We start from the raw sequence: 13,079 nt of genomic DNA, 5'->3' as shown, positions 1-13,079 counted from the left end.
GACGTCGTTCCGACGTCGGAACGTGACACGCACGGCGGCCGCCGTGGCGCTTCAGGTCTGAGACCCGTCCGGCCGCAGCGCGGCGGCCTTGAGCGCACGTCGCGCGAAGACGTCCTCGCGGCGTTCTTCCATCTGCCGCAGGGCGTCCTTGCGGTCCCGCTGGGAGAGCCGGTCGAGGTACGTGTGGCCCATGAGGTGGTCGGTCTCGTGCTGGAGACACCGGGCGAAGTAGCCCTGGCCCTCGACGACGAGCGGATTGCCGTCCTTGTCGCACCCGCGGACGACGGCGCGATCGGTGCGGGGGACCGCCATGGCGGCGCCGGGCACGGACAGGCAGCCCTCGATGTCGTCCACGAGGCGGCGGTCACCCGGATCGGGCAGGTCCAGAACCGGGTTGAGGATGTGGCCGACATGCCGGGCCCCGGTCTCGTCCGGGCAGTCGTACACGAACAGCCGCAGGTCGACGCCGACCTGATTGGCGGCCAGGCCCGCGCCGTCGGCCACGTACATGGTCAGGAACATGTCGTCGATCAGGGCCGACAGCTCCGGCGTACCGAAGGCGGTCACCTCCCGGCACGGACGGCTCAGCACCTCCTCGCCCACCACCGTGATCCTGCGAACCGAACCCCGTTCCATGGTTGTCTCCCCCTTGCAGGCGCTGCTTGCCAAGTGCTTTGCAAAGTAGCAGACTTTGCAAAGTGCCTGAGGACAAAGTGACCGAAGACGACGTCAACCTGCGCGATCATCACGTCCGTGCCGACCTGCTCGACCTGCTCGCGGAAGTCGGCACCGTCACGGCGACCGAGGCCGCCTCCCGGCTGGGATACAGCTCCGGGCTCTGCTCGTTCCACCTGCGGCAGCTCGCACGCCACGGATACATCGAAGAGGCCCCTCACAACGGGGGCCGCGCACGCCCCTGGCGTCTGAGGCAGCGCACTTCCTCGGACAGTCCCGCGGCCGGTGGTGGGAGCGCGGAGGAGCAGTTCGGTCATCTGGCCCGTGGGCTGGAGGACGAGAGCTGGCAGCGGTGGCTGACCCAGCGGGACCAGGCGCCGCCCGCGTGGCGCCACGACGCAGCCTTCAGCGCCGTCGCCTACCTGACGCCCGAGGAGATGAGCCGGGTCGCGGACGTCGTCCGACGCGCGCTCGCGCCTTACCAGGACCGCGAACAACGCCCCCTGGCCCGGCCCGACGGCGCCCGGCCGGTGGCCCTCATCACCCGGCTCTTCCCCCTGCTTCCCCACACCCCGGACGGCGCGGGCGAGGGCTGAGGGGGAGCGCGCGATTTGCCGTTTCCGCGAAAAACTTTGTCGCGGGGGCATGGATGCGGCGACGGTGTGCGCACCAGGCCGTGGGCGACCGGCGCCACGGCCACCTACCGAAGGCAGAGCCGATGGACGCACAGTTCTGGGACGACATGTACGGCGGTGCCGACCAGCTCATGAGCGGCAACCCCAACGGAGTGCTCGTCACCGAAGTCACCGATCTGGCGCCGGGACGGGCGCTCGACGTCGGATGCGGTGAGGGCGCCGACGCCATCTGGCTGGCCCGGCGCGGGTGGCAGGTCACCGCGCTCGACATCTCCCGGATCGCGCTGGACCGCGCCGCCGCCACGGCCCCGGACCTCTCCGACCGGGTGGCGTGGACCCGGATCGACCTGGCCGTCACGCCACCCCCGGCCGCCGCGTTCGACCTGGTGTCCGCCCAGTACTTCCCGCTCCTGCGCCGGCCGGAGCACACCGCGCTGCGCGGTCTGCTGGACGCCGTCGCTCCCGGCGGCACCCTGCTCTTCGTCGGCCACGACCTCGCCGACGTGCCCGCCCGCATGGAGAACGGCGTCGTCCCCGGCGACTACTACCAGCCGGGCGAGATCGCCGGGCTCCTCGGCCACGACTGGACGGTCCTGGTCGACGAAACCCGGCCGCGCACCGCTCTCGCCCCGCCCGGCACCCACCACACGAACGACACCGTCCTGCGGGCGCGGCGGCTGCGGTAGTCCGAAACCCCGCCCCGCACCGAGCGCGGACGGCTAGTCTCCCCGTCCATGACCGAGCCGACCGATCTGCTGACCACCCGGACCTTCTACGACACCATCGCCGCCGACTACGCCGAGATGTTCAAGGCCCCGCTGGACGACAAGCCGCTGGACCGGGCCCTGCTCGGCGCGTTCGCCGACCTGGTGCGGGAGGGGGAGGCGGCCGGGCCGGTCGCCGACCTCGGTTGCGGCCCGGGGCGGGTGACGGCGTATCTGCACGGCCTCGGGCTGGACGTCTTCGGTGTCGACCTGTCGCCGGGGATGCTCGCGGTGGCCCGGCGGGAGCATCCGGAGCTGCGGTTCGACGAGGGGCAGATGACCGGCCTTGACCTGCCGGACGGCGCCCTCGGCGGCATCGTCGCCTACTATTCCCTCATCCACACCCCCGCCGAGCGGTTGCCCGCGGTGCTGGCCGAGTTCCACCGCCTGCTGGCCCCGGGCGGCAATCTGCTGGTCGCCTTCCAGGTCGGCGACGAACCGCTGCACCTGGCCGAGCCGTTCGGCCACCCCGTGTCGCTCGACTTCCGCAGGCTGTCGCCCGACGAGATCGCCGCGCTGCTCGAGGGGGCCGGGTTCGCCGTACGGGCGCGGCAGGTGCGCGAGCCGGACGGCAGGGAAGTCGTGCCGCAGGCCATTCTCCTGGCCCGTAAGCCGTAAGCCGTAAGCCATGGAGAGGCCCCGGAGCCCGCCCGGCGGCGGCTCAGAGCACGTCCGCCAGCTCCTGGAGCAGCCGCCGCTTGGGCCGTGCCCCGACCATCGACCGCACCGGTTCGCCCGCACGGAACAGCATCAGGGTCGGCATCGACAGCACTCCGTACGCCACCGTCGTCTCCGGGTTCGTGTCCACGTCCAGCTGCACCACCTTCAGCCGGTGCCTCTCCTCCCGGGCGATCTCCGCCAGCACGGGCGCCATCATGTGGCAGGGCGCGCACCAGGAGGCGGTGAACTCCACGAGCACCGGCAGCCCGGTCGTCAGCACCTCCTCGGCGAAGGTGGCGTCCGTGACCGCGGGCACGTCCCTGGCCTGAGTCCGTGTCATTTCGCTCATCCCCTTGGTGTCGTTTTCGGCGTGCCGTCGCTCGCGGACGGGTCGTACGGCGTCAGCTCGCAGCGCGGCTCCGGCGCACCGTCGGGCCCCGTCGCCGCCGCCTCCAGCGCCGCTCGGGCCCGCTCCGCCCGGGCGAGCTGCGCTCCCACCTGCCGCCGTACGTCGCCCAGCCGCGCGATGCAGTCGTCCAGTTCGGCCAGCTTGCGCCGGTAGACCTCCAGCGACGCCGGGCAGGAGTCACCGGCCGGATGGCCGGAGCGCAGGCACTCCACGAACGGCCTGGTCTCCTCCAGGCCGAAGCCGAAGTCCTGGAGGGTGCGGATCTGCCGGACCAGCCGGAGGTCGTCCTCGTCGTACGCCCGGTATCCGTTGCCGGTCCGCCGCGCGGGCAGCAGGCCGATCGACTCGTAGTAGCGCAGGGTGCGGGTGGTCGTACCCGCCCGTTCGGCCAGCTCTCCGATCCGCATGGCCCCGACCGTAGACCTTGCCCCTGACGTCAAGGCCAGACCGTAGGGTGCGGGCATGACCGCATCCGAGGAGTTCGCGGAGCTGTTGCCCGCCACCCGCCGCGCCCTGCTCCACCGCATCGCCGTCGGCCAGGCCGAGGGCCGGACGCCCTCCCTGGTGGGGGCCGTGGTGCGGGAGGGACAGCTGGTGTGGACGGGGGCGCGGGGTGGTACGGACGGGCAGACGCCCGGCGCCGACACCCAGTACCGGATCGGTTCGCTGACCAAGACGTTCACCGCGGTGCTGGTGATGCGGCTCCGCGACGAGGGGCTGCTGGATCTGGGGGATCCGCTGACCAAGCATCTGGAGGTGCCCGAGGCGGAGGGCGCCACCGTCGCCCAGCTCCTCGCCCACACCTCGGGGCTGGCCGCCGAGGCGCGCGGTCCGTGGTGGGAGCGCACACCGGGCGCGCTGCGCCCCGAGACGGCGGATCTCTTCGGCGAGCGCCCCCTCGTGCACCCCGCCGGACGCCGCCACCACTACTCCAACACCGGCTTCGCGCTGCTCGGCGCGCTCGTCGAGCGGCTGCGCGGCGCGCCCTGGGGCGATGTGCTGGCCCGCGAGGTGCTGGAGCCGCTGGGGATGACGCGTACGTCCCTCGCACCGCGCGCCCCGCACGCCGCGGGCTGGGCCGTCCACCCCTGGGCCGATGTGCTGCTGCCGGAACCCGCCGAGGACACCGGCCGGATGGCACCCGCGGGCCAGCTGTGGTCGACCGCCGCCGATCTGGCCCGCTTCGCCGCCTTCCTGCTCGACGGGGACGAGCGGGTGCTCGGCGCCGCGACGCTCGCCGAGATGCGCGCGCCCGGTGCCCCGCCCGAGGGCCGGGACTGGGACGGCGGCTACGGCCTCGGGGTGCAGCTCGCGCGCCGCGAGGGCCGGTTCCTGTACGGCCATGTCGGCTCCATGCCCGGTTTCCTCGCCACCCTGTGGGTCAGCGCGGACGACCGGCTGGCCGGGATCGCGCTGGCCAACGTCACCTCGGGGCCCTCCGTCGCCACCGTCGCCGCCGACCTCGTACGGATCACGGCGGAGCACGAGCCGTGGATCCCCGGCCCCTGGCGGCCGCTGCCCGAGGCCGATCCGGCGCTGCTGGCGCTGACCGGGCCCTGGTACTGGGGCCCGACCCCCTTCCTGCTGCGGCTGCGCGCCGACCGCGGCCTGGAGTTGTCGCCGGTCGGCGGAACGGGCCGCGCCTCGCGCTTCCGGGCCGAGCCGGACGGCACCTGGACCGGCCTCGACGGCTACTACGCGGGGGAGACGCTGCGCGTCGTCGCGGGCGCGGACGGCGCGCCCGGCCATCTCGACCTCGGCACCTTCGTGCTGACGCGGGCTCCGTACGCCCCGGAGGACGCGGTGCCCGGGGGCGTCGACCCGGACGGATGGCGTCCGCGGTAGGAGCGGGCTCGGTCAGCCGTCGAGCGGCAGCTTGAAACCGACGTGGCTGGCCTCGAAGCCGAGCCGCTCGTAGAAGCGGTGCGCGTCGGTGCGGGTCGCGTCCGAGGTCAGCTGCACCAGCACACAGCCCTGGCGGCGCGACTCCTCGACCGCCCACTCGATCAGCTCGGTGCCGAGGCCGTTGCCGCGCTCGTCGGCGTGGATCCGCACCCCCTCGATGATCGAGCGGGTGGCGCCGCGCCGGGAGAGCCCGGGCACCACGGTGAGCTGGAGGGTGCCGACCGTACGCCCGTCCCGGACCGCGACGACCAGGTGCTGGTTGGGGTCCCGCTCCAGCCGCTCGAACGCGGCGCGGTACGGAGCCGGGTCGTCCGGCGACTCCCGCCGGGCGCCCAGCGGATCGTCGGCGAGCATGGCGACGATCGCGGGTATGTCATCGGCGATCGCGCGCCGGATCTCGAAGTCGGTCACACCGGCGAGCCTACGCGGCGGCCGCTCACCGCCGCGGCGCGGCCGCGCAGCCGCCGCCCCCGCGCGGTCAGGCCCCACGGCTTGAGCACCGAGATGGCGGTGAGGAAGGCGTAGACGCTCAGGCTGACCGACGGCGCCAGGATCAGATCGGTGGCGGCGCCGACCGCCCGGCCCGCCGTGACGTCGGCCATCGCCGCGTCGATCCGGGCGCGCAGCGCGAAGGCGGTCGCGGCGGTGGTCAGCAGCGTCAGCCAGAACTTCACGTACACCCAGCGGTACCGGGCCAGGCCCCAGGGCGTGCCGAGCGACAGCACCACCCCGCTGATCAGGGAGAGCAGGCTGACCGGGATGAGCAACCAGTCCCCGAGGACGTTCATCGACCGGTACGCCCCTTCGGCGGCCTCGGCCGACCCGGCCGTGGCCCCGGTGATGCCCAGGGCCAGCACGCCGAGCGTCAGCCCGAGCCAGCCGACGGAGACGACCACATGCACGACGAGGAGGGCCCGGCGCACGGGCCGTTTCAGCTGTTGCATGCGTTCACCGTCGCGCGGACCGACCGCCGCCGCGTCTGACGGCGGGAGTATCCGCGGGTACTCCCGGCGGGCTGGGCGCGCCCGGCTGCCTGCTCGTCGCTCCCCCAGCTACCGCTGGGCGGTGCCCCCTCGCGCCTCCCCCAGCTACCGCTGGGAGGTGCCCCCTGCGCTCTCCTCACGCGGGTTGCGAGCTACCGCTCCTCCAGCTACCGCTGGGAGGTGCCCCCTGACGCCGCTCGCTGATCCGGCCCACCCCCTACGCTCGGTCCCCATGACCAGACTGCATCTGTTCGATCTCGACGGGACACTGATCCATGGTTCGGCCGCGGCCGTCGAGATATCGCGTCAGCTCGGGGTGGAGCGGGAGATCGATGAGCTGGAGCGGGAGTTCGCGGCGGGTGGGCTGTCGACGGCGCGGTTCGCGGAGCGGGCCTGTGCGCTGTGGGGGGAGTTGACGGAGGCGCAGGTGGCGGCGGCGTTCGCGGGGGCGCCGTGGCTGAGGGGGATTCGGGAGGTGTGGGCGGACATCCGGGCGCGCGGTGAGCGGTGTGCCGTGATCTCGCTCTCGCCCGGGTTCTTCGTGGAGCGGCTGCTGGAGTGGGGCGCGGACGCGGCGCACGGGTCGGCGTGGCCGTCGGTGCCGTTCCGGGAGCGGCTTGATCCCGCGGGCATCCTGACTCCGGCCGCTAAGGTGCGCATCGCGGATGAACTCTGCGGGAAGTTCGGGTTGACCAGGGCGGACTGTGTCGCTTATGGGGATTCGATGTCGGATGCCGAGCTGTTCGCGGTGGTGCCCTTCTCGGTCGCGGTGAACGCGGATCACCATGTGAGCGAAATCGCATCCAGCCGGTATAGCGGTAACGATCTCCGAGAGGCCTACGAATTGGCGGGCAACTGCACGTAACTACGGGTAATTACGTGAGTTGCCGGGTGTAATGGATGCGTCATCCATGGGGCTTGTGAATTCAACCGGGCCCGGTAGGGTCGGGGCAGTTCCGTCCCGCGAAGCCGTGACGGGACCACAACCGGGCAACCCGCTCCAACCAGCATATCGGGAACACAGCCCCTGTTACCCGGACTTCGGGCGAAGTTCTCGGGGTGCGGAAGGAGCGTGGCATGCTGCCCGGAACTGAGCACGGAGCGGGCCGACAGGACCAATATCACGTGAACCAGTCGACCAGAGCGGGGAATTGCGGGCACATTCCGCCAGCGGAAGTGCGAAGACCGACAGAAAGATGTTCGAGGCGAGGCAACCATGGACGCTCCGACCACCACATCGTCGGCCGGGAACGACGGCGGGGGAAACAGTGGCGACTGGGGTTGGTTCACCCCGAGCAGGAAACCGGCCGATGACCAGCCCCGTTCTCCCGAATCGGATGGCGCGGCCGACCGCCCGGTGAACCCGATACGCCCGGCCGGTACGGAGGCCGAGCGCCGCCCGGCGCCCCCCGCACCGGCCCCCGCGCCCCCCATACCGCCCGCGTCCGCGGTGCCGCCGGCCTCCCCCGTCGCCCCCGCGTCCGCGGTGCCGCCCGGGGCCGGGCGCGAGGAGCACCAGCGCCCCGACGAGGCATCGGCCCCGCAGGGCGCACGGCCCGCAGCCGAATCCGTCTTCACCGCTCCCGAGACCGCCTCGCCCGACGCGATCCTGCTGCGCCGCACCATGGCCGAGATCGAGCCGGTGAGCGACAAGGTCACCTCGTACTTCTACGCGCTGCTCTTCGTCCAGCACCCCGAGCTGCGGCCGCTCTTCCCGGCCGCCATGGACGCCCAGCGCGACCGGCTGTTCAAGGCGATCCTCACCGCGGCCCGGCTCATCGACGACCCCGACATCCTCGGCGACTTCCTCTCCCGGCTCGGCCGCGGGCACCGCAAGTACGGCACCCAGCCCGAGCACTATCCGGCCGTCGGCGAGTGCCTGCTCGCCGCGCTCACCCGGTACGCGACCAACACCTGGAGCGACGAGGCCGAGGCGGCGTGGGTCCGGGCCTACACCGCGATCTCGCAGATCATGATCGACGCGGCGGCCGAGGACGAGCTGCGCGCGCCCGCGTGGTGGCAGGCCGAGGTCGTCGGGCACGAGTCGCGCACGGCCGACATCGCCGTCGTCACCGTCCGCCCGGACCAGCCGTACCCCTTTCTCGCGGGCCAGTACACCTCGGTGGAGACGCCCTGGTGGCCGCGGGTGTGGCGGCACTACTCCTTCGCCTCCGCGCCCCGCGCCGACGGGCTGCTGTCCTTCCACGTGAAGGCGGTCCCGGCCGGATGGGTCTCCTCCGCGCTGGTGCACCGCGCGCGGCCCGGCGATGTGATCAGGCTCGGCCCGCCCGCCGGTTCGATGACGGTCGACCACTCGACCGACAACGGGCTGCTGTGCCTGGGCGGCGGCACCGGCATCGCGCCGATCAAGGCGCTGGTCGAGGACGTCGCCGAGCACGGCCGCCAGCGGGCGGTCGAGGTCTTCTACGGCGCCCGCAGCGACCACGACCTGTACGACATCGACACCATGCTGCGGCTCGCCCAGCGGCACCCCTGGCTCTCGGTCCGGCCGGTGGTCTCCGACGGGCCGACGAGCGGGCTCAGCGGCAGACTTCCCGACGCCGTGCGGCAATACGGCCCGTGGAACGCGTTCGATGCCTATCTCTCCGGCCCGCCCGGAATGATCCGCAGCGGTGTGGACGCGCTGATGGGCGTCGGCGTCCCGTCCCACCGCATACGGCACGACTCCATCGAAGAGCTGATGGCGGCGGCGGAGTAGCAGGGAAGCAGCAGACAGACGGCGACAGCAGAACGGGGACGAGGAACTGTGGACGACGTCGGGCACGAGCGGGCGGCTGCCGCTGCACCCGGCCACCGTGCGGAGCGCCTGGAGCGTACGGGCCGTCCGGGGAGCGACGGCGAGCATCTCCTCCAGCAGCGCCTGGGCACGGCCGATCGCGCCGACCGCTTCTACGACGAGCAGGTGCTGGACCACCTCAACGTGCGGATGCGGGAGTTCGTCGGACGCCAGGAGATGTTCTTCCTGGCCACCTCCGACCGGCACGGGGAGTGCGACAGCACCTTCCGGGCCGGGCCGCCCGGCTTTCTCGAAGTGCTCGACGGACGCACCCTCGCCTACCCCGAGTACCGGGGGAACGGCGTGCTGGCCAGCCTCGGTAACATCGAGGAGAACCCGCACGTCGGCATCCTGATGGTCGACTTCTTCCGCGACCGCATCGGGCTGCACGTCAACGGCCGGGCCCGGGTCGTCGAGGACGACGAGATGCGCGCCCGCCACCCCGGCCTGCCGGTCGACCCGGTGCCGGGCCGCCGCGCGGTCGTCTGGGTCGAGGTGGCCGTCGAGGAGGCGTACATCCACTGCGCCAAGCACATTCCCCACCTCCAGAAGGTGCCCGCGCGGGGGCGCGGCCGCGCCGGGGACGGGCCGCGCACCGACCGGCCCCGTGAGCCGGAGCAGGGCCGGGCCTGGGGGACGGACGACGTCAAGCGGAAGGGCGGCGACTTCTTCGGCGCCGCCGCCGAGGCGCGCGAGGGACGCCGTATGCCCCCCGCCGAGCGCCCCGCCGAGCGCCCGGCCGCGCCGACTCTCCGGGCATCGGCCGCCCCGGCGCCCGCCGCGCCCGTTCCGGGGACGGAGCTGCCGGAACCGGCGCGTCCCGAGGAGTGGCTGGAAGAGGCCGAGCGGGTGCTCGCCGAGGCGCGCCGACGGGCGGCCGAGAAGGGACCGCAGCCGTTCAGCGGCTGGTTCCGCTGATCAGCCCTGATCACGGCTGATCAGCACAGGTCAGCCGAGGTCGTCCGCGAGCAGCGCGCGCACGCCCTCGACGTTGGCGTCGAGATAGGCGCGCAGCGACGGCGGCACCATCCCGACGGAGGCGATCCCCTCGCGGGTGAACGGGATCCGTACGACCTCGTACTCCCCGCAGGGCTCCTCCACCTCCGGGCCGTGCCGCCTGCTGAGGTCCATCGAGGCGAGTCTGCACACGAAGAAGTGCTGCACCTTGACGCCGTCCGGCGCGCCCCCGTCCGGGTGCGGGACGGTGTCGACGAAGGCGGGGACCACATCCGTCACCTTCGCGCCCAGCTCCTCGTCCACCTCGCGGTGGAGGGCCTGGACGACGGTGGTGTCCTCGGGCTCCACACCGCCGCCGGGGGTGATCCAGTACGGCTGCTGACCGGGCTTGGTCCGCTTGATCAGGATCATCCGCGGGTCGGTGTCGCCGTCGAGCAGGATGGCGCGGGCGGTGCGTTTGACCACGGGTCGTTCGGTCATGCAGGACATCTGCCGCAGCCGTCCCCGGCTGAAACCCCCTACTCACCAGCCGACAGAGGCTCACCAGTCGACAGCGGCGCGCAGCAGCCACTCGTGCGCCCGGGCGACGTGCGGCACCGCGAGCCCACCGGTCCGCACCACCAGGAAATAGGTGCGCAGCGGCGGCACCGGCGGGTTGAGCAGCGCCACCACCTCCCCGGCGTCGAGGGCGTCCATGCACAGGTAGCGCGGCAGTACGCCGAGCCCCGCGCCCTCCGCGACGCACGCCAGCACCGCCCGCAGATCGGGCGCGATGACCGTGCCGGAGGTGACGGGGCGGGTGTCGAAGACGGCCGACCAGTAGCGGCTGACCAGCGGCAGGCTCTCGTGGACCTCGACCACGGGCAGCGCCTCCAGCGCGCTCGCGCCCTTGACCTGGAGGACCGCGGAGCCGCCGAGCCGGGCCGCCCAGCGCGGGGACGCGATCAGCACGTGCTCCTCGTCGCACAGCGGGGTGGCGGCCAGCAGCCGTCCGCGCGGCCGGGCGGTGGTGATCGCCAGGTCGTGGTAGCCCGCCCCGAGCCCCTGGAACAGCTCCTCGGAACTGCCGAACGCGCACCGCAGCGCGAGCCCCTGGGTGACGAGCGTGGTGAGCGCGGGCAGGGCGCGCAGCGCGGTGAACTCCGGGGGACCCGCGAGGTGCAGGGTGCGCAGCGGGGAGTGGTCGTCCAGCCCGGCCTCGGTGATCTCCACGAGCGCGTCGAGGTGCGGGGCGGTCTTGTGGGCCAGCTCTTCCCCGACGGTGGTGGGGATGACGCCGCGCGCCGTACGGAGGAACAGCGGCCGTCCCAGCTGCCGCTCCAGGGTGCGGATCTGGCCTGTGACGGCGGGCTGGGAGAGCCCGAGCAGCGCGGCGGCACGGGTGAAGGACCCGGCGCGGTGCACCGTGACAAACGTGCGTAAGAGGGCCAGATCCATGCGGTTCCCCTCGCCTCGACGCACTCCCGCCGCATGCCAACTATAAATATGCCGATAGGTCCATGTCGCTACTGTGATTGGACACTGACGCTGAGTCAACTAGCCTTGTTCAAGCGGTTCTCCACGAGAAGAACCGGGGCGTCTCAAGCCACGAGGGGGGAGGCTTGAGACGCCCGTCAGGCGTACCCGCGCACAAGCCGTACGGCGAGTTTCGGCCGCCTTCAGCAGTCTTCAGCCGCCGTCACGCGCCTCATCGAGCGCACGCAGCACGTCCGCGACCAGATCGTCCGGGTCCTCGGCGCCCACCGAGAAGCGGACGAAGCCCTCGGCGACCGCGTCGCCGCCCCAGCGGCCGCGCCGCTCGGCGGTGGAGCGCACGCCGCCGAAGCTGGTGGCGTCGTCGACCAGCCGCAGCGCGGTCAGGAACCGCTCCGCGTGCTCCTTGCCGGGCAGGGTGAACGAGACCACGCAGCCGAAGCGCCCGCCGCGCATCTGCCCGGCCGCGACCGGGTGCGCCGGATCGTCCGGCAGCCCGGGGTGGCGCACCCCGGTGACCTCGGGCCGGTCGCGCAGCGCCCCGGCGAGCGCGAGGGCGGTCCCGGCCTGCCGGTCGACGCGCAGCGGGAGGGTCGCCAGGGAGCGGTGGGCGAGCCAGGTCTCCATGGGGCCGGGGATCGCGCCGACGGTCTTGCGCCAGCCGCGCACGGCGGCGGCCAGCTCCGGATCGCGGCAGGTGACGTAGCCGAGCAGGACGTCGCCGTGGCCGGTGAGCGCCTTGGTGCCGCTCGCCACGGAGAAGTCCGCGCCCAGCTCCAGGGGGCGCTGCCCGATCGGGGTGGCGAGGGTGTTGTCGACGGCGACCAGCGCGCCGCGCGCGTGCGCCGCCTCGGCGAGCCTGCGGATGTCGCACACGTCGAGACCGGGGTTGGACGGGGTCTCCAGCCACAGCAGCCCGGTGGTGTCGTCCAGGGCGGTCAGCTGGGCGTCGCCGCCGGTGGGGGCGGTGCGCACCCGGACGCCGAAGCTCCGCAGCCGTTCGGCGAGCGCGGGGAGCAGCTGGTAGCCGTCGGACGGCAGGACGGCGGTGTCGCCCTGCCGCAGCTGGGACAGGAGGACGGCCGCGACGGCACCCATGCCGGAGGCGAAGACGACGGTCTCGGCGTCGGCGTCCGGGGACTCCAGCTCGCTGATCGCCTCCTCCAGCCGGGACCAGGTGGGGTTGGCGTCGCGGCCGTAGGTGAAGGGGCCGGAGGCCTCGCCGGGGAGGTGGTAGTGCGCGGCGAAGACGGGGCCGGGCAGCGCCGGTTCGTAAGCGTAGGGCTCGGGCAGTCCGGCACGGACGGCCCGGGTGCCGTCGCCGGTCATACGCGCTCCTCACCGGGCGCGACGGACACGCTGTCGACGGCCCCGGCGACGCTGTCGAGGGCTTCGGCGACCGCGTCCAGCAGTCCGCCGCTCGCGGCCTCGACCATCTCCAGGACCTCTTCGAAGTCGTCCGTCCCGCCGAAATAGGGGTCCGGGACATCCAGGCCGCCCGGGGCGTCCGGGTCGGCATCCGGGTCGTAGTCCCGTAGCAGCCGCACCTTCGCGGCGTCCCGCGGGGTGGGCGCCAGGGCGCGCAGCTCCCGCAGATGGCCGCTGTCCAGGGCGATCACCAGGTCGAGGTCGGCGAACCACGCGGGCTGGAACTGCCGCGCGATGTGATCCTGCTCGTAGCCGTGGTCGGTGAGCACGGCGATCGCGCGACGGTCGGCCCCGTCGCCCTCGTGCCAGGGGCCGGTGCCCGCGCTGTCCCACGCGACGAGGCCGTCGAATCCGGCCTCTGCGGCATGGGCGCGGACGATGGATTCGGCCATC

Annotated in this window: 16 protein-coding genes; 7 read left to right on the top strand and 9 right to left on the bottom strand. The window is 73.0% G+C overall.

Going from position 1 to position 13,079, the window contains the following annotated elements:
* Positions 1–51 precede the first annotated feature (51 nt).
* Positions 52–636: a peptide deformylase gene (def, locus tag LCH29_RS27485; RefSeq protein ID WP_446464400.1), complete on the bottom strand. Its 585-nt coding sequence runs from the start codon at positions 634–636 to the stop codon at positions 52–54.
* Between the two features lie 77 nt (positions 637–713).
* Here def and LCH29_RS27480 point away from each other — a divergent pair, with 77 nt between their 5' ends.
* The 3 genes from LCH29_RS27480 (at position 714) to LCH29_RS27470 (ending at position 2,692) form a co-directional block, all read left to right on the top strand.
* Positions 714–1,271 (top strand): winged helix-turn-helix domain-containing protein, encoded by a 558-nt coding sequence (locus LCH29_RS27480; RefSeq protein ID WP_446464539.1) that lies wholly within the window; start codon positions 714–716, stop codon positions 1,269–1,271.
* A 122-nt stretch (positions 1,272–1,393) separates the two neighbouring features.
* Positions 1,394–1,996: a class I SAM-dependent methyltransferase gene (locus tag LCH29_RS27475; RefSeq protein WP_446464399.1), complete on the top strand. Its 603-nt coding sequence runs from the start codon at positions 1,394–1,396 to the stop codon at positions 1,994–1,996.
* Between the two features lie 48 nt (positions 1,997–2,044).
* A complete protein-coding gene (locus LCH29_RS27470; RefSeq protein ID WP_446464398.1) occupies positions 2,045–2,692 on the top strand; it encodes a class I SAM-dependent DNA methyltransferase in 648 nt (215 codons plus the stop codon).
* 43 nt (positions 2,693–2,735) lie between these two features.
* Here LCH29_RS27470 and trxA read toward each other — a convergent pair whose 3' ends face one another.
* Positions 2,736–3,074 (bottom strand): thioredoxin, encoded by a 339-nt coding sequence (trxA, locus tag LCH29_RS27465; RefSeq protein ID WP_446464397.1) that lies wholly within the window; start codon positions 3,072–3,074, stop codon positions 2,736–2,738.
* 5 nt (positions 3,075–3,079) lie between these two features.
* A complete protein-coding gene (locus LCH29_RS27460) occupies positions 3,080–3,550 on the bottom strand; it encodes a MerR family transcriptional regulator (protein WP_446464396.1) in 471 nt (156 codons plus the stop codon).
* A gap of 55 nt (positions 3,551–3,605) precedes the next feature.
* Between LCH29_RS27460 and LCH29_RS27455 the strand changes: the two genes are divergently transcribed.
* A complete protein-coding gene (locus LCH29_RS27455; protein WP_446464395.1) occupies positions 3,606–4,988 on the top strand; it encodes a serine hydrolase domain-containing protein in 1,383 nt (460 codons plus the stop codon).
* Between the two features lie 12 nt (positions 4,989–5,000).
* On the opposite strand, the gene LCH29_RS27450 is transcribed toward LCH29_RS27455, so the two are convergent.
* Together LCH29_RS27450 and LCH29_RS27445 are read right to left on the bottom strand one after the other, a co-directional pair.
* Positions 5,001–5,459 (bottom strand): N-acetyltransferase family protein, encoded by a 459-nt coding sequence (locus LCH29_RS27450; protein ID WP_446464394.1) that lies wholly within the window; start codon positions 5,457–5,459, stop codon positions 5,001–5,003.
* Positions 5,456–5,992: a DUF2269 domain-containing protein gene (locus tag LCH29_RS27445; protein WP_446464393.1), complete on the bottom strand. Its 537-nt coding sequence runs from the start codon at positions 5,990–5,992 to the stop codon at positions 5,456–5,458. The genes LCH29_RS27450 and LCH29_RS27445 overlap by 4 nt, the downstream gene beginning before the upstream one ends.
* A gap of 271 nt (positions 5,993–6,263) precedes the next feature.
* On the opposite strand from LCH29_RS27445, the gene LCH29_RS27440 reads away from it, so the two are divergent.
* The 3 genes from LCH29_RS27440 to LCH29_RS27430 all read left to right on the top strand — a co-directional run bounded on the left by LCH29_RS27440 (position 6,264) and on the right by LCH29_RS27430 (position 9,746).
* Positions 6,264–6,896 (top strand): HAD family hydrolase, encoded by a 633-nt coding sequence (locus LCH29_RS27440; RefSeq protein ID WP_446464392.1) that lies wholly within the window; start codon positions 6,264–6,266, stop codon positions 6,894–6,896.
* Positions 6,897–7,247: 351 nt separating this feature from the next.
* Positions 7,248–8,750: a globin domain-containing protein gene (locus LCH29_RS27435; RefSeq protein WP_446464391.1), complete on the top strand. Its 1,503-nt coding sequence runs from the start codon at positions 7,248–7,250 to the stop codon at positions 8,748–8,750.
* A 108-nt stretch (positions 8,751–8,858) separates the two neighbouring features.
* A complete protein-coding gene (locus tag LCH29_RS27430) occupies positions 8,859–9,746 on the top strand; it encodes a pyridoxamine 5'-phosphate oxidase family protein (RefSeq protein WP_446464538.1) in 888 nt (295 codons plus the stop codon).
* Between the two features lie 30 nt (positions 9,747–9,776).
* Here the strand turns inward: LCH29_RS27430 and LCH29_RS27425 are convergent, their stop codons facing one another.
* The 4 genes from LCH29_RS27425 to LCH29_RS27410 form a co-directional block, all read right to left on the bottom strand.
* Positions 9,777–10,265 carry an NUDIX domain-containing protein gene (locus LCH29_RS27425; RefSeq protein WP_446464390.1) on the bottom strand — a complete coding sequence of 163 codons (489 nt, stop codon included), beginning with the start codon at positions 10,263–10,265 and terminating at the stop codon, positions 9,777–9,779.
* A 60-nt stretch (positions 10,266–10,325) separates the two neighbouring features.
* Positions 10,326–11,222 carry a LysR family transcriptional regulator gene (locus LCH29_RS27420; protein WP_446464389.1) on the bottom strand — a complete coding sequence of 299 codons (897 nt, stop codon included), beginning with the start codon at positions 11,220–11,222 and terminating at the stop codon, positions 10,326–10,328.
* 231 nt (positions 11,223–11,453) lie between these two features.
* On the bottom strand, positions 11,454–12,587 hold the full coding sequence (locus tag LCH29_RS27415; RefSeq protein WP_446464388.1) for a cystathionine gamma-lyase: 1,134 nt from the start codon (positions 12,585–12,587) through the stop codon (positions 11,454–11,456).
* Positions 12,584–13,078, bottom strand: coding sequence for a low molecular weight protein-tyrosine-phosphatase (locus tag LCH29_RS27410; protein ID WP_446464387.1), 495 nt, complete (start codon positions 13,076–13,078; stop codon positions 12,584–12,586). Before LCH29_RS27410 ends, LCH29_RS27415 begins: the two co-directional genes overlap by 4 nt.
* Between the last annotated feature and the right edge of the window lies 1 nt (position 13,079).

The organism is Streptomyces sp. BRA346, from assembly GCF_052851135.1.
Note: the sequence above shows the minus strand (reverse complement) of the source record. Positions and strands in the feature narration are given on the sequence as shown.